Consider the following 19,003-nt stretch of genomic DNA (forward strand, 5'->3'; position numbering starts at 1 on the left):
TTACGGTTGAATCAAGGATTGCATCATGATGACTAAAATTTTCGCTCTCCCTGTTGTTGAACAACTTACCCCTGTTCTCTCCCGCCGTCAGTTGGACGACCTGGAACTGATCGTTGTTGACCACCCACAAGCTAAAGCGTCTTTCGCTTTGCAAGGCGCACATCTGCTTTCGTGGAAACCCGCTGGTGAAGAAGAAGTCTTGTGGCTCAGCAACAACACGCCGTTCAAAACTGGTGTAGCGCTGCGTGGCGGCGTGCCAATCTGCTGGCCATGGTTTGGCCCGGCGGCACAACAAGGCCTGCCAGCGCATGGCTTTGCGCGTAATCAAGCGTGGACGTTGAAAGCACACAATGAAGACGACAACGGTGTGGTGCTGACGTTTGAACTGCAGAGCAACGAAGAAACCAAAGCGCTGTGGTCACACGATTTCACGCTGTACGCTCGCTTTAAAGTCGGCAAAACCTGCGAAATCGAACTGGAAGCCCACGGTGAATTTGAAACCACTTCCGCCCTGCACACCTACTTCAACGTGGGTGACATCAGCAAGGTGAAAGTCAGCGGCTTTGGCGATCGCTTCATTGATAAAGTGAAAAATGCCGAAGAAGGCGTTCTGAGCGATGGCGTACAAACCTTCCCGGATCGTACTGACCGCGTTTACCTGAATGCTGAAGCCTGCAGCGTGATCCACGACGACGCGTTAGCGCGTAATATCGATGTGATTCACGGGCATCACAGCAACGTGGTTGGCTGGAACCCAGGCCCCGCGCTGTCTGTCAGCATGGGCGACATGCCGGACGACGGATACAAAACCTTCGTCTGCGTTGAGACAGCTTGTGTGACCAAACCGCAGAAAGCGTCTGAAGAGAAACCGTCCCGTCTTTCTCAGTCCATCCGTGTGGCTAAGCGTTAAGTCAGACCATATCCAGCGGCGTTTTCCGGCCCGGTGCCGGGAACGCCCTGTTCAGCTCTGCCCTTTCCTCTTCACTCAGTTTGATTTCCAGCGCCTGCGCATTTTGCTTCACATGCTCAACAGAAGACGCTTTCGGAATGGCCAGCACACCAGGCTGGGAGAGCAACCACGCCAGCATAATTTGTGCCGGAGTCGCACTGTGCGCGTGGGCAATCTGCTGAATAACAGGCTGAGTGAACACGCCGTTACGCAAACGGCCAGCTTGCGCAAGCGGTGAATAAGCCATCACCGGCATCTGTTGCTGCTGACACCATGGCAGCAAATCATACTCAATACCGCGTGACGCCAGATGGTAAAGCACCTGATTGGTAGCGCAGGCTTGTCCTCCTGAGAGCGAATGGAGTTCCCTCATGTCGTCCAGATCCAGGTTTGAGACACCCCACTGGCGAATCTTGCCTTCTCGCTGCAGCGACTCCATGGCATCGACGGTTTCAGACAGCGCAAATTCCCCACGCCAGTGCAGCAAATAGAGATCCAGCGTGTCGGTGCCTAACCGGCGCAAGCTGGCTTCACACGCAGCCTTAGCGCGTTGCCCTCCTGCATTCCAGGGATAGACTTTTGATACCAGATAGACCCTATCACGCTGGCCGTGAATGGCTTCGCAGACGACCTCTTCCGCGCCGCCCTCGGCGTACATTTCTGCCGTGTCGATAAGCGTAAGTCCGTGATCGATGCCCGCTCGCAGTGCAGTGATTTCTTCGGTTCGGTGGGATGCTTTTTCGCCCATAAACCAGGTGCCCTGGCCAATGCGTGGCACGCTAATCAATTCATGGGTGTGATGTGTGCTCTGAGACATAACAACCTCCGTTTGCATGAGTGCCCTACCATAATGCAAAACAGGGCATTGCTGCCCTGTGAAATTGCACGGATTGCACTCATCTGGTGCAAATCAGAAAGTATAGGTAATACCGGTAGAAAGCAGCCCTGTCCAGGTCTTATCGACCATTGGGCTGTCGGTGATTTCATCCGACAGACGCAGATAGCGACCGGTTCCGTAGACACTCCAGCTGTCCGTCAGTTTGTAGCTCATCGACAGTTCGATATACGGGTTGAAGCCGTTGTCCGCATCATAGCTGCGCAGGCCACTCTTCGAGGATTCTTTCTTCGACACACCGTAGTAGTACTCGTTCTGGTTGTCGCTATCCCAGCGCACACCGATGCCAGGCGTGACCGTCAGTGCACCGTTGGTGTAGCGATAAAGCCATGCGGCATCCCAGACGATACCGTTGCTCTTGTCGAGCGTATCGCCCGCAAGCGTGGTGCGCAGGAAACCGTACTGGGTAAAGTGCATATAAGACAGGCCCGCCATCATCGTCGACTGGCGACGATCGAGCTTACGTAGCTGATTGTTGTCACTGTCGCCCGGCTTAAAATACTGCGGCGACCAGTAAGCGGTGATGGAGAGCTTATCGGCCGTATCATTCCAGAGGTAGTAACCGCCCCCGAGGCCATGGAACCAGAAGTTATTGCTTTCAAAATCAATAGCCGGCACCGGATAGACGTCAGTGTGATACTGTTTGTACGGATGTCCTATCACGCCAACACCGGCGCCCAACGTTAATTTGCTGTCTTCAGCATGGACAACGGACGCTGCTGTTGCGAGGAGCAGGCCCGTTGTCAGAAGTTTCAATGAGTTCACGTTGCATATCCCTTAAAAAATACAAGCGGTTGAAGTTTACCCGCCCGTACCGCTTACCTCAAATTCTTTACTTCCACTGACAGTAATTAACCGACCAGGCTGCCATTAGCCGATGACACTCCGCTTGCAGTGAGATGACAGCCCGATGAAGTCTTGAAATTTCTTCATCTTTAAGTGGCGGTATTTTTTGATGAGTTATTGATATGTCATTGAAATTGATATTTGCCAGCATGCAAGTTTTGAAAATGCCATCTACGCTTAAATTCAGAAGGTGCAAACGCGGGGCACGTTATGCCTTTCACCCAGGCAACCTGGCACAAGGGTTGCTGAATCAGAGGTGAGAATGTCGGTGAGCGTCGTTCAGCTTACGCCTTCCGGGAGCCTCCATTATTCATACGAACGGCTCTCATCCTGTGCTAAAAAACGAAAGGACGGCATGCCATGAATATATTCGATCACTATCGCCAGCGTTATGAAGCTGCCAAGGACGAAGAGTTCACACTGCAGGAATTTCTTGCGACCTGTAAACAAGATCGCAGTGCCTATGCCAACGCGGCAGAACGACTGTTAATGGCTATTGGTGAGCCAGTGATGGTTGATACTGCCCATGAGCCACGGCTGTCCCGTCTGTTTTCGAACCGCGTAGTCGCACGCTACCCGGCGTTTGAAGAGTTCTATGGTATGGAAGATGCTATCGAACAGATCGTCGCCTACCTGAAACATGCCGCTCAGGGTCTGGAAGAGAAGAAACAGATCCTCTATCTGCTGGGGCCCGTCGGCGGCGGTAAATCTTCTCTGGCTGAACGACTGAAAGCCCTGATGCAGCGCGTACCGATTTACGTGCTCAGTGCGAACGGTGAACGTAGCCCGGTTAACGATCACCCGCTGTGCCTTTTCAACCCTCAGGAAGATGCACAGATTCTGGAAAAAGAGTACGGCATTCCTAACCGCTACCTCGGCACCATTATGTCGCCGTGGGCGGCGAAACGCCTGAACGAGTTTGGTGGCGATATCACCAAATTCCGCGTGGTGAAAGTGTGGCCGTCCATTCTGGCGCAGATTGCTATCGCCAAAACCGAACCGGGCGATGAGAACAACCAGGACATCTCGGCGCTGGTTGGTAAAGTGGATATCCGTAAGCTGGAAAACCACGCGCAGAACGATCCGGATGCTTATGGTTACTCCGGCGCGCTGTGCCGTGCTAACCAGGGGGTCATGGAATTCGTTGAGATGTTTAAAGCACCGATTAAAGTGCTGCATCCTCTGCTGACTGCGACCCAGGAAGGTAACTACAACGGGACAGAAGGTATCTCTGCCCTGCCGTTCAACGGGATTATCCTCGCGCACTCGAACGAATCTGAGTGGGTGACGTTCCGTAATAACAAAAACAATGAGGCGTTCCTTGACCGTGTGTACATCGTCAAAGTGCCTTATTGCCTGCGGATCTCCGAAGAGATCAAGATTTACGAAAAACTGCTTAATCACAGTGAGCTGACCCATGCGCCATGCGCCCCGGGCACCCTGGAAACGCTGGCTCGGTTCTCGATTCTGTCGCGTCTGAAAGAGCCGGAAAACTCCAGCATCTACTCCAAAATGCGCGTGTATGACGGTGAAAGCCTGAAAGACACCGACCCGAAAGCGAAATCCTATCAGGAGTATCGCGACTACTCGGGCGTGGACGAAGGCATGAACGGTCTGTCGACTCGCTTTGCGTTCAAAATTCTCTCTCGCGTCTTCAACTTTGACCATATCGAAGTCGCGGCGAACCCGGTGCATTTGTTCTATGTGCTGGAACAGCAGATTGAACGTGAGCAGTTCCCACAGGAGCAGGCTGAGCGCTACCTTGAGTTCCTCAAAGGCTATCTGATCCCGAAATACGCTGAATTCATCGGCAAAGAGATCCAGACCGCCTATCTGGAATCCTACTCCGAGTACGGGCAGAACATTTTCGACCGTTATGTTACCTACGCGGACTTCTGGATTCAGGATCAGGAATACCGCGACCCGGATACTGGCCAGCTGTTTGACCGTGAATCCCTGAACGCGGAGCTGGAAAAAATTGAGAAGCCTGCCGGGATCAGTAACCCGAAAGACTTCCGTAACGAAATCGTCAACTTCGTGCTGCGCGCCAGAGCGAACAACAGCGGACGTAATCCGAACTGGACCAGCTACGAAAAACTGCGCACGGTTATCGAGAAGAAAATGTTCTCCAATACCGAAGAGCTGTTGCCGGTGATTTCGTTCAATGCCAAAACCTCAACCGACGAGCAGAAAAAGCACGACGATTTTGTCGACCGCATGATGGAGAAAGGCTATACCCGCAAACAGGTTCGCCTGCTTTGCGAATGGTATCTGCGCGTGCGTAAGTCGTCTTAACAACAGTGCCCGGCGGCGCATGCGCTTGCCGGGCCTACAACGACAAGATTCCGTAGGCCGGATAAGCGGCAGCGCCATCCGGCACTTACTGGCACTGAAGTTGGCAGTACGGGAGGGGCATATGACCTGGTTCATAGACCGACGCCTGAACGGTAAGAATAAAAGCGCGGTAAACCGCCAGCGCTTTTTGCGCCGCTATAAGGCGCAGATAAAACAGTCGATCTCCGAGGCCATCAATAAACGCTCGGTCACGGATATCGACAGCGGCGAATCTGTTTCCATACCCACGGACGACATCAGCGAACCGATGTTCCACCAGGGGCGCGGCGGCCTGCGCCATCGCGTCCATCCCGGTAATGACCATTTCGTCCAGAACGATCGCATCGAGCGTCCACAAGGCGGCGGTGGCGGCGGCGGAAGTGGTCAGGGCCAGGCAAGCCCTGACGGAGAAGGTCAGGATGAGTTTGTGTTTAACATCTCCAAAGACGAATATCTCGATCTGCTGTTTGAAGATTTGGCCCTGCCAAATCTGAAAAAGAATCAGCATCGTCAGTTGACGGAATACAAAACGCACCGCGCGGGCTTCACCGCCAACGGTGTTCCGGCCAATATCAGCGTGGTGCGCTCGTTGCAAAATTCACTGGCGCGACGCACCGCAATGACAGCAGGAAAACGGCGAGAACTGCGTGAACTGGAGGCGAGCCTGGATACTGTCGCCAAAAGCGAACCGGCGCAATTGCTGGAAGAGGAACGCCTGCGCCGTGAAATCGCGGAACTGCGGGCGAAAATCGAGAAGGTGCCGTTTATCGACACCTTCGACCTGCGTTACAAAAACTACGAGAAGCGCCCTGAGCCCTCCAGCCAGGCAGTGATGTTCTGCCTGATGGACGTGTCGGGTTCGATGGATCAGGCCACTAAGGATATGGCGAAACGCTTTTACATCCTGCTCTATCTGTTCCTGAGCCGCACCTATAAAAACGTGGAAGTGGTGTATATCCGCCACCATACGCAGGCGAAAGAAGTGGATGAGCATGAGTTCTTCTACTCGCAGGAAACGGGCGGCACCATTGTGTCGAGCGCGCTGAAACTGATGGATGAAGTGGTGAAAGAACGCTACGACCCTGCACAGTGGAATATCTATGCCGCGCAGGCCTCCGATGGCGATAACTGGGCCGATGACTCACCGCTGTGTCATGAAATTCTGGCGAAGAAAATTCTGCCCGTAGTGCGTTATTACAGCTATATCGAGATTACTCGCCGCGCACATCAAACCCTGTGGCGTGAGTATGAGCATTTGCAATCGATGTTTGAGAACTTTGCCATGCAGCATATTCGCGACCAGGAAGATATCTACCCTGTCTTCCGCGAACTGTTCCATAAGCAAGGTTCATCGGTCAGTTAATCGCTCCCCGGCCAGTCTTTCTCTGGCCGGATTTTCATTGAATCCTAAGCCCGACGGTGCATAGCGCTTGCCTGTAAAGTGAAAGGCAACATCGTTTCACTCATCAGGATGATCGTGCATTTTCTGGTCCTCGAAACCCACGCTCATTTTGTCCTACAGTTCCCTTTCTAAGTGATCGGATAATGACGCCTGCGCTGAGCGCGATCATTTTTCCCCTCGCCGGTAAAAAAAGCCTGTTTACTCACGACGATATGCGTAAAGTAAACGGGTTTACTTTTTTTACCTTTTGGCAAGGACTCCCTATGATTGATCCGACTCTGCTTATCCTGCTCGGGCTGGCGGCACTCGGCATTATTAGTCATAACACCGCCGTGACCGTCTCCATTCTGGTTTTGATTATCGTGCGCGTCACCCCGCTTAACGGATTGTTCCCCTGGATTGAAAAACAGGGGCTGAGCATCGGGATTATCATCCTGACTATCGGCGTGATGGCCCCTATCGCCAGCGGCACGCTGCCTGCTTCGACGCTGCTGCACTCATTTGTTAACTGGAAATCTCTGGTGGCGATTGCCGTCGGCGTTTTTGTGTCATGGCTGGGTGGGCGTGGCGTGCAGTTGATGGGCATTCAACCGCAGCTGGTTGCCGGTTTGCTGGTGGGAACGGTTCTGGGTGTCGCACTCTTTCGCGGCGTGCCTGTCGGGCCACTTATCGCCGCCGGTATTGTCTCGCTGTTTATTGGGAAGGCGTAGTCAGCGCGTTGAGATACCGCCCCGGCGTTTGGCCTAACCCTTTGCGGAACATGGTGATAAACGCCGTGGTGGATTCATAGCCTAACGACAGCGCCGTCTGTTGCACCGTTTGCCCCCCAATCAGCATTTGCAACGCCAGAATCAGCTGCAACTGGTGCCGCCAGCGACGAAAACTCAGCCCTGTTTCCTTCACCACCAGCCGCGCCAGGTTGCGTTCGCTCATCGCAAACCGACTCGCCCACTGCCCCAGCGTTTGCCACTCGGCAGGCTCAGCCGCCATCGTTTCCACCATCATACGAATTTTGGGGTGTAACGAGACAGGGAGCTGTAACTGCTCCTGCGGCTGTTGCGGAAGTTCATCAAAAAGCACCCGCGTCAGGCGCTGCGTGGCCTCTGTCTTTAGTTCATTTCCGAGGCGTGCCGAAAGCGAAAGGATCAGTTCGCGAACCAACGGAGATATCTTCAGCGTACAGCAATGCTCAGGCATTGCCGCCGCGCCGGGTTCGATAAATAAAAAGCAAAGCTGCGCCCCCGGCGTGGCGCGATTGCTGTGCGGCACAAGCCCTGGGATCCACACGGCAAACTGCGGCGGCACCATCCACATCGCATTCTCGACTTCACAGGTGATAGCCCCGTGCAGCGCCAGGATCAGCTGCCCTTTACGGTGCCGATGGCTGGGAATGAACTGCTCATCTTCAGCAACCTGAATACGAAACGCCACCGCGAGGTCACGCTGGCTGTCAGGTTCATAGCCGCCAAGTCCTAACCCTTTCATCTTCAGTTTGTCCGATATTAGCGATTATTTGTCATTCTGGCTTGATTCTATCATGAACAGAAAAGCGTATCGTAGCCCCTCCTGTGGATGACCGAGAAAGCCATGAGTATGACGACCCTCTCTTCACGTCGGCAAAATCTGTTACTGATTGCCGGCATTCTGCTGATTGCCACCTCGTTGCGTGTGACGTTTACCGGCGCCGCCCCTCTGCTTGACAGCATTCGTGCCGATTATGGCCTGACGACTGCCCAAACCGGGCTGCTGACCACGTTACCGCTGCTGGCTTTTGGCTTAGTTTCCCCTCTGGCCGCAGGTTTTGCGCGCCGATTTGGTATGGAGCGCAGCCTGACGGGCGCGCTTCTCCTGATTTGCGCCGGTATCGCCGTGCGTTCTCTGCCTTCGCCAACGCTGTTGTACGTCGGCACCGCCATTATTGGCTGCGGTATCGCCCTCGGAAACGTGCTGTTGCCGGGGCTTATCAAGCGTGATTTTTCCGGGCATGTGGCAAAAATGGTCGGCGCATATTCATTGACCATGGGCGGTGCTGCGGCATTAGGATCGGCGCTGGTCGTGCCTTTGGCGTTAAGTGGATTAGGCTGGCAGGGTGCGTTACTGGCATTGATGGCTTTCCCTCTACTGGGATTCCTGGTGTGGTTGCCACAATGGCGTAATCACACGCCTGCCGCCGTGACAACGTCGCGTAGCCTGCACGATAAAGGCATCTGGCGTTCCGCTCTCGCCTGGCAGGTGACGCTGTTTCTGGGCATCAACTCGCTGGTTTACTATGTCATCATCGGCTGGCTGCCCGCCATTCTGATTAGCCATGGTTACAGTGAAGCGCAAGCCGGTTCCCTGCACGGGCTTCTTCAGCTTGCGACAGCAGCGCCAGGCCTGCTTATCCCGCTGGTGTTACACAAACTCAAAGATCAGAAAGGCATCGCAATTGGCGTGGCGCTGATGTGTGCTGTTAGCGCCGTCGGTTACTGGCTGATGCCGCAACAGGCGGTGCTGTGGACGCTGATTTTCGGCTTCGGTTCCGGTGCCACGATGATCCTCGGCCTGACGTTTATCGGTTTACGCGCAGGCTCTGCACATCAGGCGGCTGCCCTTTCTGGCATGGCGCAATCGGTGGGTTATCTGCTGGCCGCTTGTGGGCCTCCGGTGATGGGGAAAATTCACGATGCGAGCGGCGACTGGCATATTCCGCTGATCGCTGTCGCTGTGATTTCACTGATTATGGCGGTGTTTGGCGGTCTCGCCGGGCGTGATAAAGAAATCACAAAACCATAATGAACGTGTAGGTCGGGTAAGGCACCAGCCGCCACCCGACAACATTCCTCGATATTGCCCGGCGGCACGTTGTTTGCCGGGCCTACGACATCCAATCAAGCTTAGTTAGCCGCAGCACGTAAAAACGCATGAACCAGCGGAGCAGGACGCCCGGCCAGCGCGTTACGTTCATGCTGGAACAGCGTCGCAACAAAGAACGGATGCGTGATGAGCTCGACTGCGCGAATCTCCCCTTCTTCATCCCAGCCCGTCACCCGTAATGCGCCCTCTTCCAGTTCAGAAGCAAAGTCCGGGGAAATACCGTAGTTGCAGTGGTAACCCTCTTCGATGCTCAGACGACCGTACGCTTTAGCAATCAGGGTATTCGCACGCAGCTCGATCACATCTGACTTTTCCACCAGCGAACAACTTAGCGGGGCAATAACCATGCGCCCTTCGCTGTCGGTTTCGGCGTGCGCCGCGTCGCGCCAGCCCAATACGTTACGGGCATATTCGATGATCGCGTGCTGAAAACCACCGCAGGTGCCAAGGAAAGGAATACTGTTTTCACGCGCATAGCGAATAGCCGTCAATGCGCCTTCTGCGTTCTTATAAGGACTTGCCGGAACAACCCAGATTGCATCATAGCCAACCAGGTCTTCTGCACTGCCTACCTCAGTGGTGGCAATCCAGTCGTAATCAGCCGTCAGTTCCTGTACGGCGGCGGCATCATCAATGGCCAGCGGGATCGCCTGATGGGCAATCACATCCGGATTGAAGTCGCCCACAAGGGCAATGCGCAACGTTTTTTTAGCGGGAGTGTGTTCCATGAGGGGTTCCTTATGAGCAGCAGTTTTTGGACTTCATAAGGAACCTCAGATTACCGGGATTTTGCTCAGGCCACAATCCCCTTAAAGGGCAGGTGGCGAGAGTTTCTTCTTCCCGCGCAACGTATTACCCTTGGGTAAAGCAGCAGGAGGAGGAAAAGGAATGATCCAGTGTAAGCGTGTCTATGACCCTGTTTCTACGGATGACGGCTATCGGGTTCTCGTCGACCGACTTTGGCCTCGCGGCATCAAGAAAGAGGCATTGGTTCACGACGAATGGTGTAAAACACTGACGCCCTCAAATGAGCTTCGTAAAGCCTTCCACAGCGAGGTGATTGACTTCCCGACGTTCTGCCAGCATTACCGGGCTGAACTGGATAAAAACGTGGAGGACGGCAAACGACTTGCCGCCCTTGCACAGAAACAAACGGTGACGTTGCTGTACGCTGCCACCAACACCCAGCGTAACCATGCGCGAGTGCTGGCAGACTGGCTATCCAGCCTTACTCCATAATTTTTGCGAGTTCGTCCGCAGGCAGTGCGTCCGGCGTTAACGGCATCAAATGCTCCGGGCGCACAAACGCAAAACCGGCCTGACCATCGACAGAAAGAATATCGCCCGTCACCAGCCATAACGCCCGCTGTGATTCTCTCGGCAATTCTGTCACGACACCGTTGATAGGATTAAGCAGACGCTCGCCAGGCTGGCACAGCGCGAACAAAGAAACGGATTTGCCGATGTTAACTCGGCCAGCGGAAGTACGAGCCCCGATAATCATTGCCACGGTGCCCGGTTTAAGCTGAATCATGTTGCTCTCGTCAGGATTGATATTAGGATAAATCTTAATACGAATTGTACCCTGGAGAGCAACGCAATGTCACGATTGCGGATGGTCGCGGCGGTAAAGCGTCCATTCATCGATCACATCGCCATTCGGCAGTTTACAGTCGCTGCGAACGCCTTGTGGAGTTTCCACCGGCACGCTTGTCCCGCCTTTCTGTTGGCAATAAACGGCAGCAGGATTTGCCATACCCATGGCGGGCGGTGGGGGCGCATCGTTCTGCTGACTGGCGCATCCCGCCAGCAGCAGGGGCAACATCATTCCGGCGTATTTGTTCACGGTGAATTCCTTACAATGGGTTGATTTCGCTTTAATCTTCACTATTTCTTCATTTTAACTGCACTTTTGCAAATTAAATTAGGACTGTTCTCGCACTGACCAGAGAACAGATCATTCCATAATCAATGAGTTTTCCCCGCCGCCCCCGGCGGGGCTTTTTAAGCGGAAATTTGTCGCATTCCCCTGCTTTCGATGTATAAAATTTGATGTATTCATGGTTTACTATGATGGATAGTCGATTTATTCAGCATAGCGTGCCGTCTTCGCTGTTGAAGTGCACGGGAGTTTCCAGAAAATGTCAGATATTATTCTCGCCCGCGTTTCGCAAACCCTTGCAACGGAACAATCCCTTGAGAGCCTCGTCCGGCAACTGCTGGAGATGCTTGAGATGGTGACGCATATGGAATCGACCTATCTGACACGTGTCGACAACAGCACTCGCTTGCAGCACGTGGTTTATGCGCGTAACAGCAGCGATATGCAAATCCCCGAAGGCCACTCTCTGCCCTGGGATGAGTCACTGTGCAAACGCGCAGTCGATGAAGAATGCTATTTCAGCAACGATGTCCGCCACCGCTGGAGTGACTGCGAAGCCGCCCAGGCGCTCGGTATCAACACCTTTTTCACCACGCCGGTCCATCTCGCCGACGGTTCCCTGTACGGAACACTGTGCGCCTCCAGCCGGGACCAACATAATTTCAGCATCAACAGCGAACACGTGCTACACCTGTTTGCGAGCCTGATTGCCCGTTATATCGAAAAAGAGTCGCTGGTCGAGCAACTGCGTGAAGCGAACGCCGCGTTGATTGCACACTCTTATACTGATGCGCTGACAGGTCTCTCTAACCGCCGTGCGGTGTATGAGCAACTTGATGCCCTGTTTAACAACGCGCGTAAAAATGACTCACGCGTGCTGGTGGCCTTTATCGATTTGGATGATTTCAAAGAGATAAATGATATCCACGGCCATCAGGCTGGCGATGAGTTCCTGATTCAGGTCGGACAGCGCCTCAGTTCTATGATGAGCCACGAAGATATTGTCGGCCGTCTCGGGGGCGATGAGTTCCTGGTGGCTTGCGAAATCACGACCAACGTCAAAAAAACGGCCTTTGTCGAATTATTGCGTCGACAAATTCAGGGCGGTTATCAGTTGGGCGATCACCGGATTCAGTATCCCGGCGCGAGCATTGGCACCATTGAGGTCTGCCCGCAGGAAATGGACGCAGAAAGCGCGATTCAGGCCGCAGACGCGGCGATGTATCTCGACAAGAAAGCTCGTCAGCGGGTCAGCGTCGCGTCCTGACGCGCCTGTTTCATTCGGTACATATCGGCATCCACCTGCTGGATGGTGGCGTCGAGATCGTCATGAAACTCCATCCATTCCCATGAAACCGACACCGGACAGCTCACCGCATTCGCTGGTGCCACGAATCTGCGATCAAGTTGCCGGTATGTTCGGTGGAAGGTCAGCGATCAGCAGGATTTACTCTCAGGAGGGCCCGGCTTGCTGAAAGGAAAATTATTTAGCTGAAATTCAGATACAAAAAAACCGCCCAATTGGGCGGTTAAAAGGACAATCAAACATTAGAGATATTTTTCAGCGGCTTTAAGAATTTCTTCTGCGGCTAATTCTCTGTCTGTGGCGACATGAACCACGTGATGATCACCCGTCAATGAGGCGAAACTGGCAGACATTATTTTTAAACTTGCCGTTTCGCCATTAGGATATTCACGTGATATTGACGTTTCATCCGGATTTACCGAGACAACAACGAGCGGTTCTGCGTTAAAAAACACGAGGACTTTTTTCATTTGTTCTCCGGCGCGGGATAAATGTCGGTCACCGTCCTGAAATATTTATCTGACAGCTCGTTATCTATTTTCTGTATTCAACAGAAGCCGAAGCCGGTCGATGCCAGGTATAAATATTATCGAAGGTCACCATTGCCGATTTGCAAAATATACATTTTGCACCATGCGGATTTTTTTCCGACACATCAAACGAAGAGGTACGGTATTGCGATCCGTGGCAGCAAGGACAGCGAAAGTGGATTGAATCAGTAATTTTCAGGCCCTCAACGCGGGACCACGTTGACAGCGGATGGACCTTTAGGACCGGCTTCAACGGAGAATTCGACTTCCTGATTTTCGTAGAGAGTACGGAAATCATTGCTCTGGATAGCGGAGAAGTGGACAAACACATCTTTACTACCGTCTTTAGGGGTAATAAAACCGAAACCTTTCTCGGCATTAAACCATTTAACAATACCAGTCATTTGAGAAGACATATATTTTTACCTTTAATTATATTTCGCCCGCAGGCAGTGCTGGTCTGAAGAAACTATCGGGTACTGAGAAAACTGAAGAAGAGACATCAAAGGAAGAGAAAATGATGAGAACGACTTAAGAGAACTGTTTCAGATAACGTTTTTGTTCAAACCGATGGGCCATTAACGCATGTTCAACATGACTTAGCAAGGTTTATCTCAAAAAGATTTGTCAGTGCGGTTCGGTTTCCTCTTAATCTGCGTATTTCTAAAATGAGTTAGCGCTTTTTGTTTTTGCTTAAGGTATTGTTTCGCGCCAACCAAAAAAGGAAACCACATGGCTGAACGTAAAAATCGTCAACTTCGCCCTTCCCAGCCTGCCGGATGTACCTGTCCGAAATGCGAAAAACAATCGATGCACAGTCCATCCCGAATCAAAAAAAATAGTCCCCTCCTGTGCCCTTACTGCGGAACGTTATTTTCTGCCGCTGAATTAACCACCAGATAACCGACATCGCTATGTTTCTGTCTGCTGCACCTGTTTTATTGTTCAGGCAAAGAAGAAAATATGTGACAAAAAAACGGGAACCTTTCGGCTCCCGCTTTTATTGCAATCAGCAAACAGATTACATGTTCGCGATAATCGCGTCACCAAACTCTGAACATTTCAGCAGCTTAGCGCCTTCCATCAGACGTTCGAAGTCATAAGTCACGGTCTTAGCGGCGATTGCGCCTTCCATGCCTTTAACAATCAGGTCTGCGGCTTCGAACCATTCCATGTGGCGCAGCATCATTTCTGCGGACAGGATCACGGAACCTGGGTTCACTTTGTCCTGACCAGCATACTTAGGCGCGGTACCGTGGGTGGCTTCGAACAGGGCGCACTCGTCACCGATGTTCGCGCCTGGCGCAATACCGATACCACCGACCTGTGCGGCCAGGGCATCAGAGATGTAGTCGCCGTTCAGGTTCATACAGGCGATAACGTCGTACTCTGCCGGACGCAGCAGGATCTGCTGCAGGAACGCATCGGCGATAACGTCTTTGATGATGATTTCTTTGCCGGTTTTCGGGTTCTTGATCTTCTGCCACGGGCCGCCGTCGATCAGCTCACCGCCGAATTCTTCTTTCGCCAACTGGTAACCCCAGTCTTTGAAGGCGCCTTCGGTGAATTTCATGATGTTGCCTTTGTGAACCAGCGTCACAGAGTCGCGATCGTTAGTGATAGCGTAGTCAATCGCGGCACGCACCAGACGTTTGGTGCCTTCTTCTGAACATGGCTTGATGCCGATACCGCAGTGCTCAGGGAAGCGAATTTTCTTCACGCCCATCTCTTCACGCAGGAACTTGATCACTTTTTCTGCATCAGCAGAGTCCGCTTTCCATTCGATGCCCGCATAGATGTCTTCGGAGTTTTCACGGAAGATAACCATGTCAGTCAGTTCCGGGTGTTTCACCGGGCTTGGCGTACCCTGGTAGTAACGTACCGGGCGCAGGCAGACGTAAAGGTCCAGCTCCTGACGCAGAGCAACGTTCAGAGAACGAATACCGCCGCCGACTGGCGTGGTCAGTGGGCCTTTGATGGCAACGCGATATTCACGAATCAGATCCAGCGTTTCGGCTGGCAGCCAGACATCCTGACCATAGACATGAGTCGATTTTTCGCCGGTGTAAATTTCCATCCAGGAAATTTTACGCTCGCCTTTGTAGGCTTTCTCTACGGCAGCATTCACGACTTTGATCATCGGCGGAGTCACGTCAACACCGATGCCATCCCCTTCGATGAAAGGGATGATTGGGTTGTGAGGTACGTTGAGTTTGCCGTTTTGCAGGGTGATTTTTTGGCCTTCCGCCGGAACAACTACTTTGCTTTCCATCAACTTCTCCTTCGAGCGCTTCTGGTGATTGCCCGTTCTCTTCGCGTCCTGGGTGCGAAGCTTTTTTACCGCAACGCGAACAAGTGTGAGCAATATTTTTTGTTAATGATTTGTAATGAGCTGGTTGATACTACCTGATTGTTGGGTCCCATGAAAGGTCTTCGTTATTAGGCTATAATGCGGCAATTGACCCAGCCTGAAAATACCATGACGAAAACTTCTTTTAGAAATCACCGGGTTGAGCGATTCAGCTCACGCCTTGCCACCAGACAACGTAAAGAAAGCCAACCAAAAAGGGTGATTTTGTTCAATAAACCCTACGATGTTTTGCCCCAGTTTACCGACGAGGCCGGGCGCAGCACGCTGAAGGACTATATCGACGTGCAGGGTGTGTATGCGGCAGGTCGTCTGGACCGCGACAGCGAAGGATTGTTGGTGCTGACCAACGACGGCGCGTTACAGGCCAGGCTGACTCAGCCGGGCAAGCGCACGGGGAAAATCTATTTCGTTCAGGTGGAGGGCGCGCCGGATGAAGCCGCACTGAATGCCTTACGTACCGGTGTGACGCTGAACGATGGCCCAACATTGCCTGCAGGTATTGAACGGGTCGAAGAACCTGAGTGGCTCTGGCCGCGCAATCCGCCTATTCGCGAGCGTAAAGCCATCCCGACCAGTTGGTTGAAAGTGACATTATATGAAGGGCGGAATCGTCAGGTTCGTCGTATGACAGCGCATGTCGGCTACCCTACCCTGCGCCTGATTCGCTACGCGATGGGCGATTACACCCTGGATAATCTCGCTAACGGCGAGTGGCGGGATGTGACGTCAGAGTAAAACTTTCAGGTCTGCACCGTCCTGAGTGACGTGTGAGACCCGGCTATTCAGGAAAGCATCGCCATCAGGGACCACAATCTCTAACGCCTCTTTGAATCGCGCGGAGTGCAGTAAAAAGTCGGCGCTGGTTGGATTGCTGGCGATGGGGATATTCCACACGGTTGCCAGTCGCATCAGCGCTTTGACATCGGAATGATGAGGCACGGCGCTGAGCGGGTCCCAGAAGAAAATGAGAATGTCGATTTGCCCGGTGGCAATCAAATACCCCAATTGCTGATCGCCGCCAATCGAGCCGCTCATCAGGCTGAGCACCGACAAACAGGTCTGGCTTTGTAACAATCGGCCTGTTGTTCCGGTGGCATAAATGACATGATCGCTGAGAGACTGTTGATTCGCCGTCGCCCAGTTCAGCAGCGACGCTTTGCAGGGATCGTGTGCTACCAGCGCAACACGTTTACGAACGGGCATGGTGCGAGTGGTCAGTTGCATGATTCAACCCTCTGAACGCGTGTTCGGTCGAACACCCGACTGAAGTATAGTGGTCAGATTAAAATGTGATCCATATCAAATAAATATACTCACCCACTGTTACCAGGAGCCACCATGTTTACACCCCACGTTACCGTCGCTTGCGTTGTTCACGCCAAAGGCAAGTTCCTGATTGTTGAAGAAACCGTGAACGGAAAAGTCACCTGGAATCAGCCTGCCGGGCACCTTGAAGTAGATGAAACGCTGGTGCAGGCCGCTGAACGAGAACTGTGGGAAGAAACCGGCATCCGCGCCACACCCCAGCACCTGGTTCGCATGCATCAATGGATTGCCCCTGATCAAACGCCCTTCCTGCGCTTTTTATTCTCGATAGAACTTAACGATACGTGCGCTACTGAACCCCACGACGACGACATCGATCGGTGTTTGTGGCTGAGCGCGGAAGAAATCCTTACCGCCTCTCACCTGCGTTCGCCGTTAGTGGCTGAAAGTATTCGCTGCTGGCAAAGCGGGCAGCGTCTGCCGCTGGAGATTATCGGCGAATTTAACTGGCCTTTCACAAAGGGTGATCACACCGGGGCTGCGTGATAGAATACGCCGCCTTGAAGTTCAATGTCGTGAGTATTCCAATGTCAGAAAGCCCAAAAAAAGTGATCGTCGGGATGTCCGGCGGTGTCGATTCCTCCGTTTCTGCTTACCTGCTGCAACAGCAGGGCTATAAAGTAGAAGGCCTGTTCATGAAGAACTGGGAAGAGGACGACGGCGAGGAATATTGTACTGCTGCCGCGGATCTGGCAGATGCCCAGGCCGTGTGCGACAAGCTCGGCATTGAGCTGCACACCGTTAACTTTGCCGCAGAGTACTGGGATAACGTCTTTGAGCTCTTCCTCGAAGAATACAAAGCGGGCCGTACGCCCAACCCGGATATTCTGTGCAACAAAGAAATCAAATTTAAAGCCTTCCTGGAATTTGCCGCCGAAGATTTAGGTGCCGATTATATTGCCACCGGCCACTACGTGCGCCGTGCTGACGTTAATGGCAAAAGCCAGCTACTGCGCGGCCTGGATGGCAATAAAGACCAGAGCTATTTCCTCTATACACTCGGTCACGAGCAAATCGCCCAGAGCCTGTTCCCTGTTGGCGAGCTGGAAAAGCCTGAAGTCCGCCGCATTGCCGAAGAGCTCGATCTCATCACTGCCAGGAAAAAAGATTCCACCGGTATCTGCTTCATTGGTGAGCGCAAATTCCGCGAGTTCCTTGGTCGCTATCTGCCAGCCCAGCCGGGCAAAATCGTTACCGTCGACGGTGACGTAATTGGCGAGCATCAGGGTCTGATGTATCACACTCTCGGCCAGCGTAAAGGCCTGGGCATTGGCGGCACCAAAGACGGCAGCGAAGAGCCGTGGTACACCGTTGATAAAGACATTGAGAACAATATTCTGGTAGTGGCGCAAGGTCATGACCATCCTCGCCTGATGTCTGTAGGGCTGATTGCCCAGCAGTTGCACTGGGTCGATCGCGAACCGCTGACCGGCACTGTGCATTGCACCGTGAAAACCCGCTACCGTCAGACAGACATTCCGTGCACGGTCACCGCACTGGATGAAGACAGAATTGAGGTTCGCTTTGACGAACCCGTTTCCGCCGTAACGCCAGGCCAGTCTGCTGTGTTCTACAGCGGTGAAGTGTGCCTCGGTGGCGGCATTATTGAGCAGCGCCTGCCGCTGCCCGTTTAAGACTGACACGGCACACCGAAAGGAGTTTTAGTGGCGAAGAACTATTATGACATCACGCTGGCGCTGGCCGGGATTTGCCAGTCAGCTCGTCTGGTTCAGCAACTGGCGCATCAAGGGCATTGCGATAGCGACGCCCTGCACGTCTCGCTGAACAGCGTTATCGATCTCAACCCGGATTCCACTCTGGGTGTCTTCGGTGGCAGTGAAGCCAATCTTCGCCTCGGTCTGGAAACCCTGCTCGGGGTGCTGAACGCCAGCAGTCGCCAGGGCCTGAACGCTGAACTGACGCGTTATACCTTAAGCCTGATGGTGCTGGAGCGTAAACTGGCTGCCGCCAAAGGTGCGATGGACACGCTCGGCGATCGCATCAACGGTCTGCAGCGCCAGCTGGATCATTTTGATTTACAGTCTGAAACGCTGCTGAGCGCCATGGCGGCTATTTATGTCGATGTGGTTAGTCCACTTGGACCGCGTATTCAGGTCACCGGCTCCCCTGCTGTGCTGCAAAGCCCGCAGGTGCAGGCCAAAGTTCGTGCCAGCCTGCTCGCCGGTATTCGCGCCGCCGTGCTGTGGCACCAGGTCGGCGGTGGCCGTCTGCAACTGATGTTTTCTCGTCATCGCCTGACCACTCAGGCCAAACAAATTCTTGCTCATTTAACTCCGGAGTTGTGA

24 protein-coding genes are annotated in these 19,003 nt (G+C 53.2%); 12 read left to right on the top strand and 12 right to left on the bottom strand.

Annotation, left to right across the window (positions count from 1 at the left end; all coding sequences use genetic code 11):
* Positions 1-25: 25 nt before the first annotated feature.
* Positions 26-910, top strand: coding sequence for a D-hexose-6-phosphate mutarotase (locus ACLW56_RS01140; RefSeq protein ID WP_330981979.1), 885 nt, complete (start codon positions 26-28; stop codon positions 908-910).
* Between the two features lies 1 nt (position 911).
* Here ACLW56_RS01140 and ACLW56_RS01145 read toward each other — a convergent pair whose 3' ends face one another.
* Together ACLW56_RS01145 and ACLW56_RS01150 are read right to left on the bottom strand one after the other, a co-directional pair.
* Positions 912-1,766 carry an aldo/keto reductase gene (locus ACLW56_RS01145; protein ID WP_330981980.1) on the bottom strand — a complete coding sequence of 285 codons (855 nt, stop codon included), beginning with the start codon at positions 1,764-1,766 and terminating at the stop codon, positions 912-914.
* A gap of 93 nt (positions 1,767-1,859) precedes the next feature.
* Positions 1,860-2,609, bottom strand: coding sequence for a MipA/OmpV family protein (locus tag ACLW56_RS01150; protein ID WP_330981981.1), 750 nt, complete (start codon positions 2,607-2,609; stop codon positions 1,860-1,862).
* 441 nt (positions 2,610-3,050) lie between these two features.
* On the opposite strand from ACLW56_RS01150, the gene yeaG reads away from it, so the two are divergent.
* The 3 genes from yeaG (at position 3,051) to ACLW56_RS01165 (ending at position 7,136) form a co-directional block, all read left to right on the top strand.
* A complete protein-coding gene (gene yeaG, locus ACLW56_RS01155; RefSeq protein WP_330981982.1) occupies positions 3,051-4,985 on the top strand; it encodes a protein kinase YeaG in 1,935 nt (644 codons plus the stop codon).
* A 121-nt stretch (positions 4,986-5,106) separates the two neighbouring features.
* The gene (locus ACLW56_RS01160; RefSeq protein ID WP_330981983.1) at positions 5,107-6,387 is read left to right on the top strand and encodes a YeaH/YhbH family protein; all 1,281 of its coding nucleotides are present in this window, start codon (positions 5,107-5,109) and stop codon (positions 6,385-6,387) included.
* Positions 6,388-6,689: 302 nt separating this feature from the next.
* A complete protein-coding gene (locus ACLW56_RS01165; RefSeq protein WP_330981984.1) occupies positions 6,690-7,136 on the top strand; it encodes a DUF441 domain-containing protein in 447 nt (148 codons plus the stop codon).
* Here the strand turns inward: ACLW56_RS01165 and ACLW56_RS01170 are convergent.
* On the bottom strand, positions 7,120-7,911 hold the full coding sequence (locus tag ACLW56_RS01170) for a helix-turn-helix transcriptional regulator (protein WP_330981985.1): 792 nt from the start codon (positions 7,909-7,911) through the stop codon (positions 7,120-7,122). The genes ACLW56_RS01165 and ACLW56_RS01170 overlap by 17 nt on opposite strands.
* Positions 7,912-8,013: 102 nt before the next feature.
* On the opposite strand from ACLW56_RS01170, the gene ACLW56_RS01175 reads away from it, so the two are divergent.
* Positions 8,014-9,201 (top strand): CynX/NimT family MFS transporter, encoded by a 1,188-nt coding sequence (locus ACLW56_RS01175; RefSeq protein WP_330981986.1) that lies wholly within the window; start codon positions 8,014-8,016, stop codon positions 9,199-9,201.
* Positions 9,202-9,302: 101 nt separating this feature from the next.
* On the opposite strand, the gene ACLW56_RS01180 is transcribed toward ACLW56_RS01175, so the two are convergent.
* Entirely contained in the window at positions 9,303-10,010 is a 708-nt protein-coding gene (locus tag ACLW56_RS01180; protein ID WP_330981987.1) for a CTP synthase, read from the bottom strand.
* A gap of 160 nt (positions 10,011-10,170) precedes the next feature.
* Here ACLW56_RS01180 and ACLW56_RS01185 point away from each other — a divergent pair, with 160 nt between their 5' ends.
* A complete protein-coding gene (locus ACLW56_RS01185; protein WP_330981988.1) occupies positions 10,171-10,521 on the top strand; it encodes a DUF488 domain-containing protein in 351 nt (116 codons plus the stop codon).
* On the opposite strand, the gene ACLW56_RS01190 is transcribed toward ACLW56_RS01185, so the two are convergent.
* Positions 10,511-10,816, bottom strand: a complete 306-nt coding sequence (locus tag ACLW56_RS01190; protein WP_330981989.1) for a hypothetical protein — start codon at positions 10,814-10,816, stop codon at positions 10,511-10,513. The genes ACLW56_RS01185 and ACLW56_RS01190 overlap by 11 nt on opposite strands.
* A 69-nt stretch (positions 10,817-10,885) precedes the next feature.
* The gene (locus ACLW56_RS01195; protein WP_330982103.1) at positions 10,886-11,110 is read right to left on the bottom strand and encodes a DUF333 domain-containing protein; all 225 of its coding nucleotides are present in this window, start codon (positions 11,108-11,110) and stop codon (positions 10,886-10,888) included.
* Positions 11,111-11,423: 313 nt separating this feature from the next.
* Between ACLW56_RS01195 and ACLW56_RS01200 the strand changes: the two genes are divergently transcribed.
* The gene (locus ACLW56_RS01200) at positions 11,424-12,431 is read left to right on the top strand and encodes a sensor domain-containing diguanylate cyclase (protein WP_330981990.1); all 1,008 of its coding nucleotides are present in this window, start codon (positions 11,424-11,426) and stop codon (positions 12,429-12,431) included.
* Here the strand turns inward: ACLW56_RS01200 and ACLW56_RS01205 are convergent.
* From ACLW56_RS01205 to ACLW56_RS01220, 4 genes are all read right to left on the bottom strand, one after another.
* On the bottom strand, positions 12,407-12,556 hold the full coding sequence (locus tag ACLW56_RS01205; RefSeq protein ID WP_330981991.1) for a hypothetical protein: 150 nt from the start codon (positions 12,554-12,556) through the stop codon (positions 12,407-12,409). The genes ACLW56_RS01200 and ACLW56_RS01205 overlap by 25 nt on opposite strands.
* Before the next feature lie 156 nt (positions 12,557-12,712).
* On the bottom strand, positions 12,713-12,940 hold the full coding sequence (locus ACLW56_RS01210) for a hypothetical protein (protein WP_330981992.1): 228 nt from the start codon (positions 12,938-12,940) through the stop codon (positions 12,713-12,715).
* Between the two features lie 64 nt (positions 12,941-13,004).
* Positions 13,005-13,193 (bottom strand): cold-shock protein, encoded by a 189-nt coding sequence (locus ACLW56_RS01215; RefSeq protein ID WP_330982104.1) that lies wholly within the window; start codon positions 13,191-13,193, stop codon positions 13,005-13,007.
* A gap of 10 nt (positions 13,194-13,203) precedes the next feature.
* Positions 13,204-13,416, bottom strand: a complete 213-nt coding sequence (locus tag ACLW56_RS01220) for a cold-shock protein (RefSeq protein ID WP_330981993.1) — start codon at positions 13,414-13,416, stop codon at positions 13,204-13,206.
* A 316-nt stretch (positions 13,417-13,732) separates the two neighbouring features.
* Here ACLW56_RS01220 and ACLW56_RS01225 point away from each other — a divergent pair, with 316 nt between their 5' ends.
* Complete coding sequence (locus tag ACLW56_RS01225) at positions 13,733-13,903, top strand: YnfU family zinc-binding protein (protein WP_404659109.1); 171 nt, start codon at positions 13,733-13,735, stop codon at positions 13,901-13,903.
* Between the two features lie 118 nt (positions 13,904-14,021).
* Here ACLW56_RS01225 and icd read toward each other — a convergent pair whose 3' ends face one another.
* Positions 14,022-15,272, bottom strand: a complete 1,251-nt coding sequence (gene icd, locus ACLW56_RS01230; RefSeq protein ID WP_330981994.1) for an NADP-dependent isocitrate dehydrogenase — start codon at positions 15,270-15,272, stop codon at positions 14,022-14,024.
* A gap of 177 nt (positions 15,273-15,449) precedes the next feature.
* On the opposite strand from icd, the gene rluE reads away from it, so the two are divergent.
* Positions 15,450-16,106: a 23S rRNA pseudouridine(2457) synthase RluE gene (rluE, locus tag ACLW56_RS01235; protein ID WP_330981995.1), complete on the top strand. Its 657-nt coding sequence runs from the start codon at positions 15,450-15,452 to the stop codon at positions 16,104-16,106.
* Here rluE and ACLW56_RS01240 read toward each other — a convergent pair.
* Positions 16,098-16,595: a methylglyoxal synthase gene (locus ACLW56_RS01240; RefSeq protein ID WP_330981996.1), complete on the bottom strand. Its 498-nt coding sequence runs from the start codon at positions 16,593-16,595 to the stop codon at positions 16,098-16,100. The two genes, rluE and ACLW56_RS01240, sit on opposite strands and share 9 nt — an antisense overlap.
* 114 nt (positions 16,596-16,709) lie before the next feature.
* Here ACLW56_RS01240 and ACLW56_RS01245 point away from each other — a divergent pair, with 114 nt between their 5' ends.
* From ACLW56_RS01245 to hflD, 3 genes are read left to right on the top strand one after another with little or no spacing between them, the layout of a single operon-like run.
* Positions 16,710-17,183: an NUDIX hydrolase gene (locus ACLW56_RS01245; protein ID WP_330981997.1), complete on the top strand. Its 474-nt coding sequence runs from the start codon at positions 16,710-16,712 to the stop codon at positions 17,181-17,183.
* Positions 17,184-17,224: 41 nt separating this feature from the next.
* Entirely contained in the window at positions 17,225-18,331 is a 1,107-nt protein-coding gene (mnmA, locus tag ACLW56_RS01250) for a tRNA 2-thiouridine(34) synthase MnmA (protein ID WP_330981998.1), read from the top strand.
* Positions 18,332-18,361: 30 nt separating this feature from the next.
* Positions 18,362-19,003, top strand: coding sequence for a high frequency lysogenization protein HflD (gene hflD, locus ACLW56_RS01255; RefSeq protein ID WP_330981999.1), 642 nt, complete (start codon positions 18,362-18,364; stop codon positions 19,001-19,003).

It is taken from the genome of Pantoea sp. sgz302252 (assembly GCF_047713085.1).
Classification (GTDB): domain Bacteria; phylum Pseudomonadota; class Gammaproteobacteria; order Enterobacterales; family Enterobacteriaceae; genus Scandinavium.